Source organism: Ketobacter sp., assembly GCF_003671495.1.
In the GTDB taxonomy this organism is placed as follows: Bacteria; Pseudomonadota; Gammaproteobacteria; order Pseudomonadales; family Ketobacteraceae; genus Ketobacter.
In genome coordinates this window covers 1-19,123 of record NZ_RCHN01000004.1, presented here as the reverse complement: position 1 = coordinate 19,123, position 19,123 = coordinate 1, and the positions used below count along the sequence as shown (strand labels likewise).

The 19,123-nt window shown below is 45.7% G+C and carries 16 protein-coding genes; 8 read left to right on the top strand and 8 right to left on the bottom strand.

The features are described 5' to 3' along the window. Window positions 1–9 precede the first annotated feature (9 nt). From D9N14_RS01045 to D9N14_RS01035, 3 genes are all read right to left on the bottom strand, one after another. A complete protein-coding gene (locus D9N14_RS01045) occupies window positions 10–213 on the bottom strand; it encodes a hypothetical protein (RefSeq protein WP_290575914.1) in 204 nt (67 codons plus the stop codon). Between the two features lie 139 nt (window positions 214–352). Continuing rightward, the gene (locus D9N14_RS01040; RefSeq protein ID WP_290575912.1) at window positions 353–841 is read right to left on the bottom strand and encodes a hypothetical protein; all 489 of its coding nucleotides are present in this window, start codon (window positions 839–841) and stop codon (window positions 353–355) included. A 30-nt stretch (window positions 842–871) separates the two neighbouring features. Further along, on the bottom strand, window positions 872–1,402 hold the full coding sequence (locus tag D9N14_RS01035; protein WP_290575910.1) for a hypothetical protein: 531 nt from the start codon (window positions 1,400–1,402) through the stop codon (window positions 872–874). A gap of 260 nt (window positions 1,403–1,662) precedes the next feature. Here D9N14_RS01035 and D9N14_RS01030 point away from each other — a divergent pair, with 260 nt between their 5' ends. The 5 genes from D9N14_RS01030 to D9N14_RS01010 all read left to right on the top strand — a co-directional run bounded on the left by D9N14_RS01030 (window position 1,663) and on the right by D9N14_RS01010 (window position 12,006). Further along, a complete protein-coding gene (locus D9N14_RS01030; protein WP_290575909.1) occupies window positions 1,663–3,345 on the top strand; it encodes an AAA family ATPase in 1,683 nt (560 codons plus the stop codon). Window positions 3,346–3,590: 245 nt separating this feature from the next. Continuing rightward, complete coding sequence (locus tag D9N14_RS01025) at window positions 3,591–5,408, top strand: hypothetical protein (RefSeq protein WP_290575907.1); 1,818 nt, start codon at window positions 3,591–3,593, stop codon at window positions 5,406–5,408. A gap of 39 nt (window positions 5,409–5,447) precedes the next feature. Beyond that, on the top strand, window positions 5,448–6,407 hold the full coding sequence (locus D9N14_RS01020) for an AAA family ATPase (RefSeq protein ID WP_290575905.1): 960 nt from the start codon (window positions 5,448–5,450) through the stop codon (window positions 6,405–6,407). Between the two features lie 44 nt (window positions 6,408–6,451). Continuing rightward, window positions 6,452–7,717 carry a hypothetical protein gene (locus D9N14_RS01015; protein WP_290575903.1) on the top strand — a complete coding sequence of 422 codons (1,266 nt, stop codon included), beginning with the start codon at window positions 6,452–6,454 and terminating at the stop codon, window positions 7,715–7,717. 2 nt (window positions 7,718–7,719) lie between these two features. Further along, window positions 7,720–12,006, top strand: a complete 4,287-nt coding sequence (locus D9N14_RS01010; RefSeq protein WP_290575898.1) for an ankyrin repeat domain-containing protein — start codon at window positions 7,720–7,722, stop codon at window positions 12,004–12,006. Between the two features lie 10 nt (window positions 12,007–12,016). On the opposite strand, the gene D9N14_RS01005 is transcribed toward D9N14_RS01010, so the two are convergent. The 5 genes from D9N14_RS01005 to D9N14_RS00985 form a co-directional block, all read right to left on the bottom strand. Beyond that, window positions 12,017–12,769 carry a hypothetical protein gene (locus tag D9N14_RS01005; RefSeq protein WP_290575891.1) on the bottom strand — a complete coding sequence of 251 codons (753 nt, stop codon included), beginning with the start codon at window positions 12,767–12,769 and terminating at the stop codon, window positions 12,017–12,019. 27 nt (window positions 12,770–12,796) lie between these two features. Further along, a complete protein-coding gene (locus D9N14_RS01000) occupies window positions 12,797–13,237 on the bottom strand; it encodes a hypothetical protein (protein ID WP_290575889.1) in 441 nt (146 codons plus the stop codon). A gap of 87 nt (window positions 13,238–13,324) precedes the next feature. Further along, window positions 13,325–14,059 (bottom strand): hypothetical protein, encoded by a 735-nt coding sequence (locus D9N14_RS00995; RefSeq protein WP_290575887.1) that lies wholly within the window; start codon window positions 14,057–14,059, stop codon window positions 13,325–13,327. 234 nt (window positions 14,060–14,293) lie between these two features. Next, window positions 14,294–15,979 carry a type IV secretory system conjugative DNA transfer family protein gene (locus D9N14_RS00990; protein ID WP_290575885.1) on the bottom strand — a complete coding sequence of 562 codons (1,686 nt, stop codon included), beginning with the start codon at window positions 15,977–15,979 and terminating at the stop codon, window positions 14,294–14,296. A 10-nt stretch (window positions 15,980–15,989) separates the two neighbouring features. After that, window positions 15,990–16,307 (bottom strand): hypothetical protein, encoded by a 318-nt coding sequence (locus D9N14_RS00985; RefSeq protein WP_290575883.1) that lies wholly within the window; start codon window positions 16,305–16,307, stop codon window positions 15,990–15,992. A gap of 253 nt (window positions 16,308–16,560) precedes the next feature. Between D9N14_RS00985 and D9N14_RS00980 the strand changes: the two genes are divergently transcribed. The 3 genes from D9N14_RS00980 to D9N14_RS00970 all read left to right on the top strand — a co-directional run. Beyond that, on the top strand, window positions 16,561–17,805 hold the full coding sequence (locus D9N14_RS00980) for a DUF4407 domain-containing protein (RefSeq protein WP_290575881.1): 1,245 nt from the start codon (window positions 16,561–16,563) through the stop codon (window positions 17,803–17,805). 384 nt (window positions 17,806–18,189) lie between these two features. Then, entirely contained in the window at window positions 18,190–18,519 is a 330-nt protein-coding gene (locus tag D9N14_RS00975; protein ID WP_290575879.1) for a transposase, read from the top strand. Then, the coding region (locus D9N14_RS00970; RefSeq protein WP_317622559.1) for an IS3 family transposase at window positions 18,504–19,123 on the top strand (620 nt) is incomplete at its 3' end. The genes D9N14_RS00975 and D9N14_RS00970, both read left to right, overlap by 16 nt.

Genomic DNA, 19,123 nt, shown 5'->3' with positions numbered 1-19,123 from the left:
CTCCCGTTTTCACCCTTTCTCCAGTTTCACGAAATTGAGACGCATATCGGTGCCTGCCGCGGGCATTTGAGCGATCTCGCTGCGTTGATATTCCTTACCGGTTTTTTGATCGATAACCGATGACACTTCAGCGGGAATCAGTTCTCCTACTTTGACGCTGTCATCCACTTCAAATACTTCACCTTCAATGGTTGCTTTTTTACGATTAGCCATAAATCACCTCTGGGTTTTCATTGTTTGGTACTATTAACCCGACAATTTTAATTGCCGTGTTAATAACATAAGGTCGTTGTTTTGCACTCGATTCCATGTGGTTTGAATATTTTTTTAATCGCGATCATCCTCCCGGTTATTACATGATTCGCGCATAAAAGGTTTCGAGGAATTTAGCGATGTTGTCACCGGCCGCCGGGTTGTTGGCGTTGAACTTCCAGGTATGGCCGGCATAGTGATGACAGATCCAGATGCCGCCTTTGAATTTGGGCGTGTCGTAAGGCGCGGTTTCAGCATTGAACAAGTGTCCGCCCAACGCTGCGGAAATGGCATCGATGGTACTGCGATTATCCTTTTCGATGATGAAAAAACCTTTTGGCGGCGCTCCCGGCACCGGATCCAGATCCACAACCAGATTAACATTGTCTTTAGGCAGGAATCGGTCCGGCAGGGGAAATTGTTGTACTGCCAGCAAGCGGTTGCCGGCCACTAAGCGGGAAATCCGTTTACTACCGTCTTTGGGTGGTTCAAAACTGTCGAGTAACTGCTGCACCCCCCTGTTCAGTTGCAGCAGCATATGATCGCGTCGAGTGGGTTGGGAGGGTTTGATTTTTCGTTGTAATACCATAATAAGCGTCTCCGTTAATTTGGGAATTCATTAAAATTCGTCATCGTCAGCGATGTCGCTTTCGAAAGAGTCGTCCCAAAGCTCTTCCTGTTCAGTGATAAAATCATCCTGGTCAGCAAAGTCGTCCTGGTGGTCCTCTTCAAATTCGAAACTCTCAGTTTGGGTGTTATCCAAATCGGTTTCTTCAAGGGAGCTTGAATCTTCAGAGTGTGAACTAAAGTAATCATGGCAGGCCCTGCCAATTTGCTGTGACATATGAATACCTGCGGCAACACCCATAAACATGCCGTCAACGGCGTGGTCATAGTGGTGATCCTGGTGATCGAAACCGTAATCGTAGGGATCGGCTTGAACCGATTCATAGGTTTCAGACATGGCATCCAGGCCGTCCACAAAGCCGCTGAATGCCTCTACCCTTGCCTGCGTTGCCTCAATGCTTTCCAAATATTGTTGTGCCTCCTCGTTGGCCTGGTGGAACTGTTCATCCTCATAACTGTTATCCAGTGTCATTGCTTCGAAGTCGTCGACGCCATTCGTAGGGTCATTATTATTGTCGTCCATCTTCACTACCTTTTCTGTTGTTGAGCATTGATGTTGTTTGCTTGGTTGTTAGGTAAAGGACAGTGAAAATAGTGTTTTTCCAATTGATCTGAAATTTTTGATTATTCGATTCAGCATTGGAAAATGTGTGTGTGAACCGTCCATATAAATAGCAAATGAACTAAAAGAGGATGGATGGTATGCAACACGCAATCGACTTATTAACTACTGAAGAGTGCTGGGTGAATGATGATATGGGTCTGTTTAAACAGGTAGAATCCATGTTGGCAGATCGATTTGCAGAAATGGAATTGGCTGCTGATTCCGTCTCGGTATCCTGGACTACATTATCGTTCTATCCAGAGTTGATTCTGCTGCGGGTAACCGGTCTGGAGCAGGACAACGAATTTCCTGCCTACTTTGTCATGCAGGAAGACGGTACGCCGATGGTCTATCTGGACGGCACCAGCCCGCCGATCCACTATCTGAATCAGGCCACCCGATTTGCGCTGAACGATCACAGCGCTGAAGATTATCTGCGTTTCTTTTGTGCTTTTGTTCAGGGCGAGGAGGGATCATTCCATATTGTTTCCAGTAACGACAGCCCCTTGATTGCCGACAATGACGAAGCGCAGCAGGCAGTGAAATCCCTGACTCTGGGCATTTCACAGGAAAATCTGCGTAACGGATGGCAATTCAACACCAGTGTTTTGTATGAGGCATCGTTGTTTAAGGTGAATTTTACCGTTGAACCCAACGGCATGATTACCATGAACGACGATGAACCGTTGGCGGCATTTGAAACGCTGCCAAAGCCAAAACGATTTTTTCCGTTGCGTCAGCAGCACACGCAGTATGGCCAATATCAGGAAAAATTTGTGACGCCGGCACGAGAAATCAGGGAGCGAGCGGAACGAACCGAACGCCGACGCAACCGACAACCACCAAACTCAGAGCAGGAGACCCAGGTTGAGGTATTCAACTTTGACCAATTGCTCAGGGAAAAAGAAAAAACCCAGGGTGACCAAACCCGCTATTTTGAAACCTACACCAGCGCGTTGGAAAAAACCCAGGGTTATCTGCCGCTGAAAAGATATAGCGGCGATATGGCTGAGTTCGACAGACTCGATGAAATATTTCCCATCTTTGCCGCCGTTACCGCGGTGATCCGGGAGGCGCTGTTGTTTTCAACCACGCTCAAAAAAGGTGAAATCAAATTGCCACGTATGCTGTTGAATGGACCGCCAGGCACGGGCAAATCAAGGTATATCCAGGAATTGGCCAAGGTATTGACGCTGCCTTCCAGAACCATCGACGTTGCCACCACCAGTGCCGCCTTTGTGTTATCCGGTTCCAGTCGGGTATGGCGATCGGGCCAGCCTGGGTTGATCGCCGATACCCAAATGGAAAACCGCTGCGCCAACGGGATCATCGTGCTGGAGGAAATGGATAAAATTGCCGGCGGCGAGCAGTATCCGGTGACGAATACGCTTTACACACTGTTGGAACCCAACTCAGCCAGGAACTTTGTGGATGAATTCCTGAACGTCAATATCAATTGTCAGTTCATTAACTGGATTGCCACCAGTAACGGTCTGGAGGACATTCCTGATGCCATCCTTTCGCGTTTTCAATGTTTCAATATTGTGAAACCCAATGCCAAGCAACGTAAACAAATGGTGTATTCCATTTATCAGGATTTGTTGGAGGAGATCGATGTGGTGGAACATTTTGCGGCTGATCTGCCAGATGAGGTAACTGCGATCATTGCCAGTGTCTGCACCGATATCCGGGACATGAAACGGCATATGCAGGCAGCCATGGTCAACGCCACCATTCGCAGTAAGCGCTTGGCGAAGGCCAGTACCACTGTTTTGGGCAAGATCGAAATTTTGCGCCTGGATGTAAGGTTAATTGACACTAATATTGCTTTATCACACCAGAATCCAAGGTTGGTGCATTGACATTGTGGGGAGACGGGAAGACCCATGATTAGTATGCTTGGATACTTAATCGCTTGTATAAAATATGGTAGTTTTTTACGGTGAGTAGGTATCCATGTCGCTTGCTTTCTGATTGTTAATGCAACTGCAAAAAATAGTCGATACCGAGTGCATCTTGGGAACAGGAAAGAGTCCGTTTTCCTTGCCCCTTGACCAAAGCTGTTTGTTATTTCCCATTGAACACTGTATCGAGGAAAAAAGGCCAGGTGAAAGCTCAATACGACTCAATCGTTACAAAAAGCAGAAAGCTCAGGGGTAAAGAGTTTTCTATCGATAAGATACTCGTCGTTACTGCGGCAATGCTTGTATACGTATGTCGGATGCAGTTCAAATATGATCAAGCCACTACCGGTACAGAAGCAGATAAAAGGGAAAAAGCTTTAAGGAAAGTGGGTTTGAACAGATCCACCTATGACAAGTATTGGAAGCAGTTTAACAGTATGCGTGGTCATTTGTCAGATAAGGATGTGGAAAATTACCAGGGGCTGAAATGGAAGATTTTTGTTTCAATCATGAATCTCGCCGCTACAGTGAGTCTGATTAAAAATGACTGGAGTTCCAATTTAGAAGCAGTGATACATTCCTTGATAGACATCACGGATAGATTTTTTCAAGGTGATCAACAGGACGATGATGTTTTTCGCGCTTTTTTTCCCGGGAAAATCCATAAACCCAAACAAGCCGATCGGCCACAGAACGTGCTGGTATTGGGCGTGCATGATGATGTTAAATTCCTGGAACAGGATATCAAGGAACATCTTGTAAGGAAACTGAGTCACTGTTTTTTTACGATTGACTACGAATCCGTTGCCAAAGCGGATGCAGCTGAAGCTGTTGAATTGGAAGTTTCCAATGAAGACATTGCGGAAAGAGCGACCACCGCTTCCGCAGAAGATCTCTACCAAATCAACGAAAAAATATATCAGGAAATCAAATATACCATCCAGCAGGGAAACTATGATATCTATTGTGTCATCATTGGTAAAAGCTATGGAGAACGGTTGAAGTTTATAAAACCCACCAAGGAAAAGCCGCAAAATTCCAAGCGCCACTATGAATTGAAATTTTCCTGTGAAGTCACAGAGCAGTATGCAATTCCCATTTTTATCTTTGAACCGGAACCTGATAGCGATCTGGACCAGAGCGTTGAAATTGAACGGATAAAATATCTGAAAAAAAGACTTTCAACCGCTCCAAACGACGTGACCTCTATCGAGAGGTTTGCCATGGAAGATGAAAGTGAACTTGCCAATTTGGAACATCTTATCTTCAGCACCGCCCACCGTGAATGGGGCCATCATCGAGCCGTTAATTCACGGGATGACCTCAAACAAAATATCGAAAATTCCATTGTCGCCAGAGTGGAAACTCCAACTTTGATGGGACATTCCCAGCAGAGTGGCGGCAAACCAAAAATGACCATTCATGCTGTTTTTACTGAGTCGGCGAAAGACGAATCCATCACCTCCTTAGGCAAAGATATTCTCGCATCCTTTGCCAAGCAAAATAAGATCAAACCCCTGCCGGGTTTTTGTATTTTGGTTCACGGCAAAGTACAGAAACAGGTAACACAAACGATGAAGTTTTTAAAAGAGTCTGACATTTGGGGAGTGGAAAAGCCGTTTTACCTGAATATGGCTTCTGAGAGCAAAATCGATTGCATTTGGGATCTGCTGTATCGGGAACTGAAAATTACCGTCAACGAACAATCAGACTACGTTAAGCAGCTCAACCGACTGTCGACAGAAATCATCGCCGTCAACCGACCGCTGATGTTGGTATTGGACAATGTTCAAAATGTTGTAAGCCACACAGAGTTTCTCAACAAGATCTGGCGGCCGCTTTATACCAGTCTGGAAAAACAATTGGAAAACGGCGCAAAGCGGCAATTGAAGTCATCTTTTTATGTACTGGCATCGTGGAAAGTCAACAAAATAGATGAACAATGTTGCACCGACCACAAAGCCAAAGAACCGAAATTCGATAAATTCATAGAAATAGCAACTGATCAATCAGGGCAGTAACGAAAGCATCATTCTGGATTAACGAAATGGATCAAACTTATGCGTAAAACCAACCAATATCCCGATTTCACCGGCGATCGTTGTCAATCCTATCTCATCGATCCGATGGACAGGGAGATAGTGGATTTCGCCATTAAACTGGGTAAACCGTTAGTGGTGGAGGGTGAGCCCGGTTGCGGCAAAACACAGTTGGCGCATGCCATTGCCGAGGATTTGGGAATCAAGGACGGGCCGAAAATAGTGCCTGTTAAAAGCACCTCCAGAGCCAACGATTTACTCTATCGCTACAATGCGTTGGGAAGACTCCAGGACAGTCAATCAAAGCATGAGGCTCAAATCAATAAAGCGGCACAAGCCTACAATTATGTGGAACTGGAGTTTCTTGGAAAGGCTATTCAGCAAGGCGAACCCAGTGTGGTGTTGATCGATGAAATCGATAAGGCAGACATCGATTTTGCCGATGACCTGCTTTATGTCATCGAAAATTTCAAATTTCAGATTACTGAAATACCAGAGAACTCACATCAGGAAGCAATGGATCAAACTCAGCTGGGGCATTGGATAGAGGGGCCTGAGCAAGGCTTCAAGCCCATTGTGATTTTTACCAGTAACCGTTCCAAGCCTCTGTCCAAACCTTTTTTGCGCCGTTGTTTTTACCTGGAACTCAATTTCCCCAACAAAGAGTCAATGCTGGTGGATATTGTCAACGCCAACCTTGCCAAACTGGCCACAGAAAAAGAAGTGATCACTCTGGAAACCATTTCCAAGGAGCTGATCGAGGCTGCGGTAAAAAGTTTTCTGGAAATCAGGAAGGAGGCCATCAACTCCAATGTGGCAAAAGTACCGGCGACGGCAGAGCTTATTGATTGGGTCCATGTGCTGCATCTAAGAAATATCAAAGCGGAGGACTTGACCAATAGCAACCCTCCCTACTGGCGACTGCTGTTCAAGCTGGGTGAAGATTTGAAATTGCTGCAACCCAGTCTGTTGCCAAAATAGCTGCACCAAATAACTGAAATGTCACAAACTATGTTGGCGACGAAATGAATCATTTACTGTTATACGGATTATTTCTGCAATTGAAAGCCAGGGGGCTGCCCTTGGGTATCCGAGACTATTTGGAAGGTTTGCAGTCGCTGCGGATTTACAGTAGCCGCTTTATCACGTTGCGTGAAAAACTGGATGCAGCTCGCCGTAACAGCAATAACGACGACTTTAACGGTATCTCGTTACAAATCCGCTCTGCGCTGGTGTGGTTGTGTCAGACATTGTGGGCGCGCAGCCAGCAGGAAAAAGATTTGATTCAAAACGTGATTTGCCAGGAAATTCCGCTTGCAGATAATCAGAACATTTATCAATGGTTCGAGCTGTCCATCGACACCTTGGAGGCTGAAACCGACGCCTTGGAATTCGAGGAACCGGCAGTGGTTTTTCCCCGACACAGCCAGACCGAGGAGACTGCTGCTGAACCACCGCTTGGTTCAGGCGTGAATGACGATGCTAAAGGTGATACTCCAAGTCGGCAGTCGCAGGTTTCCGGTGGCGAGCAGACAGTGGGTGTTGACACGGTAGAAGACGCTTCCATGGGGGGAGATTCCGATAGTACAAGTTCAGATATCGTGATGCCAGTGCTTGGGGAAATTACTCTTGATTCAAGCCGACCTTTTCATTGGGTTGTGGAACCGGAATTGGGGGAACTTTGGCTTTTGGCGTTATGGCGTCGACTTTACAAACCCACTAAAATAGCGGAAAGGGACCTGGTGGATATTAACAAAACCGTTGCGCATCTTTGCGAAACCGGTTTTTTGGTGAATCCGGTGATGCTTGACAGGGCATTCAATACGGCAGAATTATTATTGTTAATCGATGTTAATAACAATATGACTCCCTGGAAAAAGGTCAGTGAAATTCTGGCCAAAACGGCATTATCCAAACTCAGCCGCCTAAAGTCAGTGCAGATATACTTTTTTAATAAGATCCCTGGAACGGATTTATACCTGGATCCCAGATTGCTTATGTCTAAAAGCAGTGACTCAATCCTGCAAGCAAACCAGCACTCCTATATCGTGGTGTTTTCCGATTGTGGAGCCGCTTCCCGGGAATTCGATTCAACGCGAATAAAACGGTTAGACCTTTTTTTGGAAAAGCTAGCTACGAAATCCAATCGCAGAACGCTGTGGATCAATCCCATGCCGGCAAATCGTTGGCTTACGGAATTTACAGCGGTTTTTGATTCCCATCCTATAATGCCTATGTTTGAGCTTTCCGCCAATGATCTGCTGCAAGCCGTTGACTACCTAAGGTCGTAATGATGAATACCGACAACACCGTAACCACCGCTGAAGCCGTATCTGATAATCCTGATAGCCTTGAAGTTTGGGACGGTTCACCTCTGCAGCAATCGCAAGCCACCGATTTGATTCGTCGATATTCCCGTGAGTATGGTGAAGCTGCGTTGTTATTGTCGGCTCACCTGGCGCCTTTTGAATTATTCAATGCTGACATCGTTGCTCTGGTCAGAGTTAATTTTTTGCAACTGCCGGATAAATTCAATACCGCTTTGGATGCCGATGTACTGTTTGGCCTGTTAACTTGTGAATTGGGGTGCGGCTATTACCGAATGGATAAGGAAGTCCGCTGGCATTTGATGTTGGCTTTGAATCAATGGGGAATCAAACATTGCCCCTATGAATTGGGTTCCCGCACGCGTCAGGTGGCGCAACTGGCGTTGCAATATTTTAATAAAGCCAGAAATCGCATCGCCAAAGAAGTCAATCTGATTGAAAAGGATTACTTGAATCGAATCGGCTGGGTGGCTCTGGGTTATGCCGATCCCATGACGGCAGCTGAGTTACTGGCTGAAGAGATGCACAAAGCAGCCAATAAAATCAGTTCCAGCGATGCCAAGAACCGCCAGGATTTGTTGCGTTTTACCAAAGTGCGGCCGTTATTGGAGTTACCGCTCTCATCCTTTTCCACATTACTTGGCCGTTCCCATGTGATTGAGTCATTGGTACTGGGAGATGAAGACAAAGCGCGCAGATTCGCGTCGAATTTGCCGGATTTGCAGTGGAGCATCGGTAAGGTAACCCTACCCTCTCCTGCCACCATGCTGCGTAGTTATGGCTTTAATCATGCCTTTAAGAGTGCCGTTCAGGATACGAGTGTTACGCTGGAGCCGTCCATAGGTTTGGACAGCAGGATCGATTTCGATGCTGCATCGACTTTGACCGATGCTGAGATCAGGAATACCCGGAACCCGATTAGCGTCGCCGATGCTAGAACCGAAGTCAACGCTGACAATGTCCTGGATTTCGCCAAAACAGGCAGTGCCAGGCTCAAACAGCAGATCGCGCAGCTTTTTGACGCCATCATCGCCAACCGCAGCCAGGAGGTGAAGTCTGTTGTCAGCGCCTTACCCACCATACTATACGCCCATAACGACAACGGAATAACCGCTTTTCACCTGGCGGCAGCCCACAACCGTGTAGCCATTTTGGAATTACTGCTCGACCTGGATAATGCAGTTCATGATGTGCGTGACAGCAGGAATAATACCGCGCTGATAAGCGCTGCGGCCAATGGTAGTTTGGCCAGTATTCAATTTTTGTATCGTGGTGCAGATCAATTCGAAGAATTCAACGATGATGATTACAACTGTTACCATGTGGCTATCGCCAATGGACAATATGAGGCCATCGAGTTTTTCCTGAATCAAGGAATCGATGTGAATTGTGAGACCTCTAACGGTGTTCCTGCGTTGGTTGTGGCGGTTAAGTGCGCTCGCTTCGCCGTGGTGGATTTACTGTTGAGGCATGGTGCGAATATCGATTATGTCAACGGACAGGGCACCGGTATCCTCAGTTTTGCAGCCCGTGGCGGTAATCCCCGAATTCTGGAAATCCTGCTGGAATTCGGTTTATCAGCCAATGCCAAATGTCATGAGCTGTTTACACCGCTTATGACGGCGGCTTATCACGGGCAATATGCAGCGGTGAATTATCTGCTCGGACGAGGTGCCGATCCTTTTACCCGATCCAAACATCAATGTACGGCACTGCTGTTTGCCGCTGAGGGTGGGAACCTCAATGTTATAAAGCGGCTGATGGCCTGCTATCCCATTACTGAGCAAGCGTTAACGGAGTCTTTTAAGGGAGAGGTCGATAACTGGTATGCATTGAGCCTGGCAGCGCTGCGTGGCAATACCGCGGTGGTAAAATTTCTGCTGTCGTTGAATGGAAACCTTGCTTATCTGTCAAAGCAGAGTTGGAATTTACTACATTTATGCTGTCAGGGCTTTGCATTGGAAGGCATCGGTAGCGAAAGCAACTATCCTGAATGTGTGGAGTTTCTGCTGCAATCGGGAATCGATGTCAATATTCCTAACGGTTACGGTGATGCTCCATTACATATTGCGTGTCGTCAGAATCAACCGGATATCGTGGCTACTCTGCTGAAACAGGAAGGCATCGATGTCAACGCCGTGAGTAAAGAACAACTGACTCCATTTTTGCTTGCGGTTAAACAAAACAGTATCGCCAGTATTCGTACCATGGCGACAAGTCGTCTACTGGATTTCGAATCGCAGGACAAAGATTCCCACCAGGCTTTATGGATCGCTGTGGATACGCAGAACCATGAAACGGTCAAGACTCTGTTGGAGTTTCCAAAAATCAATCGGAATCACTATTCGAAAAACGTTGATGAGTTACCGCTTTGGCTCGCGGTAGAAAAGAGTCTGGTGGATATCTTTCAATTATTGTGTGCGGATCGGCACGTATCGCTTGCTGAGCGGAACCAGGATGGAAATCAGCTGCTGCATGTTCTGGCTAAAAGCGGTAATAGGCAGTTAATGGATATTTTATTGGAGTGCAACGTCGATATTAACGCGCTGAATAAGAATAACGAAACGCCGTTGATTGTTGCCATCAACAACGGCAACAGCAACATCGCAGCAGCCTTACTCAAGGCCAACGCCTATCCTTACCGATATCCTCAATATGAAGAGTTGAGTCCCCTCAGCGCGGCGATCAGCAAAAACGACGTTGCCATGCTCAGTTTGTTGCTCAGTTACGGAGCCAGCATCAATGAAACGGATCGTGAGGGACGATCCTTACTGCATTTGTCCTGTGCACGAGGCGCAATAGAATGTATTGAGTATTTAATTGATCAGAGTTTGACTATGCATTTACGCTGTGATTTTGGTAAAACACCGTTCCACAGTGCAATTGAAAGTCAGTCAATTGCTGTTATCAACCTGATTCTCAAACATGGAGCTGATATCAACGCAGCGGATGAAAATGGTCTTACGCCTTTACACTATGCCATTCGTCGTCGCTTTGATGATTTGAGTGCTCATCTGATTGAAGCGGGTGCGGATATCAATCAGAGCAGCCGGGATGGTTGGACAGCGCTGCATTTTGCTGCCTTGTACAATTTGCCGAATATAGTAGGCATCATACTGAGAACTAACTCTTTGTCTATTGATATGGCAACGTTGGATGAATGCCTTACACCTTTGCAGATTGCCGCTCGATCCGGGGCAGCAGAAGTGTGCAAATTGTTAATCAGTTATGGTGCTCAATTGGATCTCCATGGCGCAGACAATCTGCCCGCCATTTTTCTTGCTGCTGAAAACGGATTCGATGAGATTGTTTCGGTGCTTAAACAAGCCGGAGCAGCCGGTTTATTTAGCAGAGAAAACAGGATGATTGCTGCTGAAAACCTACTATTGCTGCGTCAGCAGCAAGCGCAAAGCCTATACCAAAAACCACAACCGGCGAGCGACGATGGTAATGCAAAACCGGTGGAGACGCAGAAGAAAACCACCGCGGAAAATCCGGAAGTCGCTACGAAGATCGCTAGCAACCAGAATGAAGAGAAAAAACAGCACCCGCCGGTTAATAAGCCAAAACCGGAAAGCCCTGCTGAGGATATTTTGCAGACCCTTTACCACGGCATTCAATTTCAGCGGCCAATTGATCCTGTGTTACCGCCGTGGCTGAATATTGATGACGAGAAGCTGCTTAAACAGATCAATCCCATTGACGGCAAATATGCTGTTGATCCAAGAACAACCCAGATGGTGTACCGATCATTGCCCTTTTATCAGAATATCGTTCTGGTGAGAGTAAAAGATCAGACATGGCAAAATCAGCGTTTATGTATTTTTTATCTGGTCGATAAAACCACCGGTAATCTGTTTCGCTTAAATGGTACGTCCCCACCGATCCATGAAGTCAACCTCAAGGCACCGCTTCGTCTGAATGAAAGCAATGTGATTGAGTACTTGAAATTTTTCTGCTTCTTTGTGAGAGGAGACGAAGGACCGTTCTATGTGCTTGAATCCAAAGCAGACAGGAATATCAAGCTAACTGACATCTCAACTTCAGCAAGTGTAATCGAAGGCACAGCTAGACCAGTTATCTTCAATGGACAAGATGAAGAAGGCAACTACCTGATTGAGTGCACTATCCTTTACAGTAACGCCGTTTTCATGGGCCACTTTTTGATTAGGGCCAATGGTATGGTGGATATGCTCAATGATGAGCCTGTTGCAGGAGATCTGGAACATTTAATTGATGTGCCGATCGCTTAAATTTTGGTATTTATTTCTTCTTATCTTTTAAACGATCGATATACACATCCAATTGCTCATGGCTAAAGCGATTAACCCCACCGCGCAATGGACCGTCTTTAGAACGCCAATAAGCCAGGATTTGAGGAAACTGGTTAAATTCAAGATCAGCTTCCTTAATGATTCTTCGGTCAAGAGGCAGCAGTCGGATCTCGCTCAAGGTCTCCTTCAGCTTTTTGCTGCTATATTCAGACAAGGGAATGCGCAGACGTTTTGCGAGTTCATAAGGATCATCCGATGACAGCAGCTTTTTGGCCTGTTCTCGCGACTTCATCAGGAGGTCCAGGATATCTCTCGCTTTATTTGCGTGATCACCTTGAGATATGCGAAATACATAAATCACTTTCAGCAGATGATTGAGTTCATTTTGTGATATTTTGGGCAGGTGTAATAAAACCCCGGAGCGCATATTGGCAACCCAGTCAATGGTAAAACCCTGAGCGCAGAAAACACACGCCGCTTTCACATTATCCAGATGCCATTCCTGGCCATTGCGTACTACCACTTCCTGATATTTGCGGCTGGTGAAACCGCAAAAATGGCAGGTGTACATTTCCTTGAGTAACATCCTGTCAATAAACTCTTTTGGCAGGCCCATGGCTCTGCTATGGATCCAGCAGGGTTTTTGCCTGTGAGGAGGGTGTGACAATTGAAGTTCGATGGGCTCACATTGATCAAAATGAAAATGGGGAGCTTTGGTATGTTCGAAAGGATCTATACTCATAATGGTTCGCAAATCCTATCAGTGAAATCAGTCATCAAACCGAAAGATAATAAGACGTTTGGGCTTGCAGTTTTCTATGGATAAACGCATGGGCAGCAAATCCTCATCACTACTGAATTGGAGTGTGGACCAGCCGGATTGATGCTGCGTCAGCGAATACAATAGCATATTTTTTACCTGAACCAAAAAATGAATATCGGAGGGGTATTTGCTTAAAAATATTTTAATATTCCATTCATGGTCCCGATTTGTCCGGGTCAATTCAACTATTGGCTGGTCGGCTGGTGGTGGCGCGCTGCCTGAAAAGAGTGAATGGTTTTCCTGTTGACAAAGCGTTGGGTAAGGCGGGTCTTCACGCTGTTTTGGAACATATTTCTGAAGGTAAGGAGCTTTTGACTGAAAAAGCTCCCCCGGTTGGTCTGAGAGCATTGAGTTTAAAATGGGAAACCGCAGTGGCTCAAGGCTCATAGTCCTATCCTTCTGTTGGAATTAAGTGTCTTGATTTTCAATCCGGAGATATTCATGTTTGCATACACCCTGTTTAGTGGAAATTGATCAGGCATGGTATTCCCGAATGAATGTTTTAATCTTGTCGATATCCAGATAAATCTTGGATTTTGATTTATTCAACATCGACGCGATATCGGTTGCGGAATGGTTTTGAAGTAACAAGTCCAAAACTTTTACCAGCCAGGGCTCCTTGGTTTGGAGAAACTTTCTTAAATCAGCGATTTCATCCTCAAGTCCCGGTTGCATGGTCACCGACACTTCCGATTCAGCTTGAGCAACAACCATGGCTTCACTGTCATCCAAATGGATGTGCTTTACCGGTTTAGCCAACAAACTGCCGGTTGCTTCATCTCTCTTCAATTGTTTGCGCTGTTGCGCGAATTTGTATCTCAGCGCGTGATCATTGGTTTTAAAAAGATGTGATCCGGCAATATCGTTCAATAAAATATGGGCATAAGTTTCGAAGTTGATTGGAACTGGCGGTTCCTGCTCAAGGTGTTTGTCCTGCAGGATGTTGTCAAATGCCGTATTGATAATGTCCTTCACTTCATGAGAGATGTATTTTGATCGAGTCAGACCCGGGCACATTACGCCATATTCTTTTTCAAGTACCTTTAAAATATTGCTGAAGTAAATCACCTTTTTAACTTTCCCGGTTTTATCTCTGATGACCCGTTTTTGCGTTACAAAATGTTTTTCCAAGTAATTAAAGGTGGGTGCATCTGTTTGCATTACCCAATCGCGGAACATATATTCATTCTTGCTCAAATAGAGTGCCATGGTTGTTTCTCCTTAAGTCTGTAAAGGGGAGTGACCTGGAAGCACCTCGGGAACGTTGTGTTTCGTGTCACCCATGACTAAGGAGATTATTGGTTTGGCATCTATATATTAGCGCTTGCTGAATTTACATTTTTTTCATAACCTATTGTTTTAAAAAGGTAAAATATATATTTTGGGTTATATTTTTTGGCCCCGCGCGGCTGCTTGAGCCAACCCGCTGTTGGCGGGGGTGTGCTAGGTAAGAAATCCGGACTTTCGCAACAACGATCGCAGACTTTTCTCTGCCACCCTGTGTAGTGTTAGCGGCGGCACCACTTCAGCTTTATAACCGCTGGCATATTGAGGAAACTGACGCATTGGCGCGGGCACAGTGGTAATCCTCACCGGCAGTGTGCGTTGCTTGTTGTCTGCCATAACCACTTCAATTCGATTGTACGGCGGATGGCCGGGATCGGGCAGGTATTTTCCGATCAGCTTGACCTTGCTCAGATAACTCTTCCTTGCTCCATAAATGGGTGCGCATTGAAATCCCTTAGTGAAGATAATCTGGCGATTTAACGGCATCTGTTCAATTTCTTCCGGTTTACGCAAGGCACGCGGTTGGAAATCGTAAGTATCTTTTTGTGCATTGATACGAACGATATCACCGAGTGGATCTTTACCCTCGATCAGCGCCAGCGCGATGGAGGCATTGAATTGATCATCCTGCATCTTGGCGCGAGAGCTCTTATATTTGACGGTGGTGACCCCCAGACTTTTTGACACAAAACCGGCGGTATAAGCATCCACATCATAGAATTGTTGAATCTGAGAACGGGACAACTTCAGCTGCATGCCAGTTTCACCCAGGCCGTTTTTCAGCTGTACCAGTGAATCCCATAATTCGATGATGGCGCTGCTGGCTGCTTGATTCTTGATGTACTTGCCGTCTGCCATTTCCAATTTACCGAGATGGGCCCGTTGATCGATGATGAAAGCCATCGGCCGTGTAGCCTGGTTTTCCTGTTTCGCCATTAACAGCGCGATGAAAAACAGTCGTTGCAGCACCCGGTGTTGCGATAAATTGTAGAAGGTGAAGTTGGTCGCAAGAATCTGACTCAAGGGCCTGGCATTGCCTCCCAGTTTTTGTGCCGTTTCCGGATGTTCAAGAAAATCCAGTACCGTCAACAGCACATGGAGAATACGCAGGTATTTTTCCGGTTGGCGCGAACGATAAAAACGCATCTCGCTGGCCAGACGGCGAAAGCTGGGTAACGGACTGTTGCTGAAATGAGTTTCCAGAATACGATCCCACGCCGGACCATTTCGTGATGCCAGCATCAATTGCGAATAGATCTCCGGTAAAGAAGTGGCTTGATTGCGAACCAGAATATGCCCATGGATAATGGTGCCGAACCACTGGCCTGCCAGTTTAATCAGCTCCTGTGAGAACGCAGCCAGTGAGGGTGAATCAGCCTCAACCATACACTCCACAATGCGGTCGATTTTTGCCGCCAATAATGGTGTATCCGGTTTCAGTTCCGATAGTGGATTGATGGATTCTGCAATCAAAAACCACGGCGCCCGATTTAAGCGGCCGGGTTCGTCCATAAAACAATAAGCATACTTACCGAGACTGGACTGATTGCAAATCGTTACCGCAGCGATGCGACCACTGGGATCATTGACGTACACCGGAAACTCACAGGTTGCCACCTGTTCATAAACCGTATCGCGTTTTTTACCTGCGCCTTCGTTGCCGCACAGCAGCGTGGACTTTGGTGCGGCCAGGCGGATGTCCGGACCGTCCGGAGAAAACAGTCCGTAATAAAGGCCTCGTGCTTCAGTAAGGCCCGCCGCCTGACAGACCTTGAGCGTTTCGAATTTGGCTGAGCCGTGCAAATTATCCAGCAGGAATTGCGCTTCGTTGTCCTCAGTCATGGTTGACTCCTTACTCTCGGCCGAATCGAATCAGGTTGATCAGTTTTCCGCTCATGATGATTTCGAGCTTATTCAAGGCATAAGCGCAGCAGGTAAACAGAAATACCAACAGCACTAAAAACCAGAGAAACAGCACCACGGGAATCCAGAATTCGCCGTAGTCAACAGCTACCAGGCCGGCGATCCAGTCTTTTGTCCAGTCGTAGAATTTTCCGACCGTCAAAAAAGTAATGAAGCCGGATAGGGTCATGATCAATGCATCGGTAATGGATTTCATAACGGTTTCCTTTTCTATCGGGTTTGGTTTGGCGACAGTGGCAGCCGTCATGGTGACTGTCACCGTCATCAACTAAAGGACGTTGTGAACTCTGGATTTCCAACCAGTACTGAGAAAAATGCTGTGCAGTCCTCATTGGGGGTTACGGCGTGTTTTGAATACGGATACCGCTGCAGATTCAGGCGTTGCTTTTTCAAAGCAACGAAGCGGAATTAATCAGCGAGGTTTTGGAAAATCCCTGACAGTGTTGGCCTATGAACTATCAGAATGCTTAAAAAAACCTGCCACTTAGGGAATGACGATCATGAATATTTTTTCAAAGTTCTATCACACTATTAAAGCTTGGTGCTTTGCCCTGGTTTGTACGACTACCTTAACCGATTACGATCTTATGAAAGAGTGTCCGAAACGGGAAAAAGATGCTGTATTTCATAATCTGATCATCTTTATTCTGCAATTTATTTTTATCTTTACCTTGATGAGTGCCACCTTGCATATTTTTCTCGATCTGTTGCCGGCCATGTTGCTAAGCGGGGTGATTTCACTGAGTGTGGTGATGATGGAAATCAGAATGATTTCAAGCATCTGGAACCAGCATGGTGTACTGGCCGATCGCTTTCAATTTAAGGATCTGGGCCTGCTGTTGATTCGCCTGAGCTTAGCCTTTGTCTTTGCCACCGCGTATGCCATCAGTGCGGAACTCTATGTATTCGGCACCGATATCGATCTGCTGGCAAAACAGAAAAATGATCATCGTAATGTGTCTTTGATTGAGTACTATGAAAATCAAAAACAAGAAAAAAAAGCATATATGGAGAAAAACGAACATTCCCTTAAAACCATTCAAGAGGAAATTAATCAATTAAAGGATCAGATCTCCTTGATTGACGTCGATCTAAACTCCCTCGCGAATCAGAAAATCGAATTAGGACGCTTAATGAAAGTGGAGGAATTGGGTTTGGAAGGTCGACCTGCAGGGAAAAGTCTGAAATATCTGGAATATGCCAACAACTATCAATCCGTCGTGGAAAAAATTGAAAAACAACAGTTTGCCAAGGATCATCTGGAAAATGAACTGACCCGATTGACACAGAAATATGAAGCGCTTTCGGAACAATTGGAAACTGAAAACAGAGCCATGATTGAATTCGATCCTCGGTTGCTTGCTGCGCAGCATCGTGATTTTGAAGCAACCATTCCTAATGGTCTTTCAGCACGATTTCGTCTGTTACAGGAGCTGAAGCGCGATCCGGTAAACGGTTCCAGCTATGTCTATTTTTCCTGGGTAATTAAAATCGTGATGATGACCTTGGAACTGCTGCCCCTGCTGACAAAATTTTTCTTTTCGTCAGCATCCCTTTATTTAGAGCGACTACTTTCTCAAACTCGAATCCAAGCTGCTGAATTGAGATATAAAACCCGGAAAGCGATTGATAAGTCATTCGAAAAGGTTGACAAGCATGAACTCTATAATTTTTCTGGATTTAATATGGATACTATTGAAAATTTAGAAATTGAAGAGATCGTGGCGGAGGAAGTGGAAAAATAGTCCATTTCAAATACAGAACTTAAGTTCTTTATAAGACCTTAAGTTCTGTGGAGAAGTAAATTGTGTGATTCCGTTTGATGTTGAACAAGTGCTCAGTTCTATCTACAGACTATTTGAAGGTAGCGTCGCTTCTAAAATCTCATAGGTAAGTTGTGTTCCTAGCTTTCTCTTAGAGTTAAGATCAAATAAATTACAAATACAACACTGCTAAAAATAGCTATGTAGCGTTCAGAAATCTGTTTCTCACTAAGTTAATTGTATCAATGGCAACTGAAAGATCTTTTGTTCCATACCGTTCACTACATGTATAACAAATATAGTGTTTTGAGTTGAGACCTCACCCGATAATGCGCACACCTCCAACTACCTAAGTGGAGGTGTCAGATGGCACGAAGAAAGCAATACAACCGATACGACGATGAGTTCAAGGCTACGGCAGTTGCCCTCACCAAAATACCAGGAATTCAAGCTAAGGATGTAGCTGAAGCGCTCGCCATACACCCGGTTATGCTTTATCGTTGGTGTATGGAAACACGGCGCGGTGAACTCATGACCAAGAAGAAAGACATTAATGTCGATCCCAAATTGAAGGCGGAATTGAAGCGTCTTAGGAAGCTGGAGAAGGAGCACAAGGTGCTCCAGATGGAACATGACCTTTTAAAAAAAGCCATCCAGTACTCTTTAGAACAAGAAAAGAAATCTACGAATTCATAGAGGCGAATCGGTCGAACTATTCATTAGCGGTAATGTGCCGGGTGTATGGTGTCAGCCCAAGGTCCTATTACTCCTGGCTTGAGCGCGGCAAATGCCTGCGAGAAATTGAAGATCAATTACTGCTTAAACGAATTGTGCGTGAGTTTGATAAGAGCGAGCAGGTTTACGGTAGCCCGAAGATCCATAATGAGTTAAAGAAGCAATGGGTGGTTGTATCAGAGAAGCGTGTAGCGCGTCTGATGCGAGAAAATGGGTTGAGGGCCAAGAAAAGCAGGATCTATAGGAGCAAGCCCGGTACCCAACGCTTCTACACAGGCATACCCAATATAATCTGGGGGCAAGAAGTAACAGCACCGAACCAGATTTGGGTGGGTGACATAACGTACCTGAAAGTAAATGAAGAATGGCGGTACCTGGCGGTAGTCTTGGACTTGTTTAGTAGAAAGATCATCGGCTGGGCATTGGGCAAGAGAAAGTCGGCGAGTTTAACGATGAAGGCGCTAAGAAGAGCGGTGAAGCATCGAGGGCGGCACCCTGGACTGATATTTCATTCGGACAGAGGTATAGAATACGGAGCGTATGAATACCGCGAACTACTGGATAC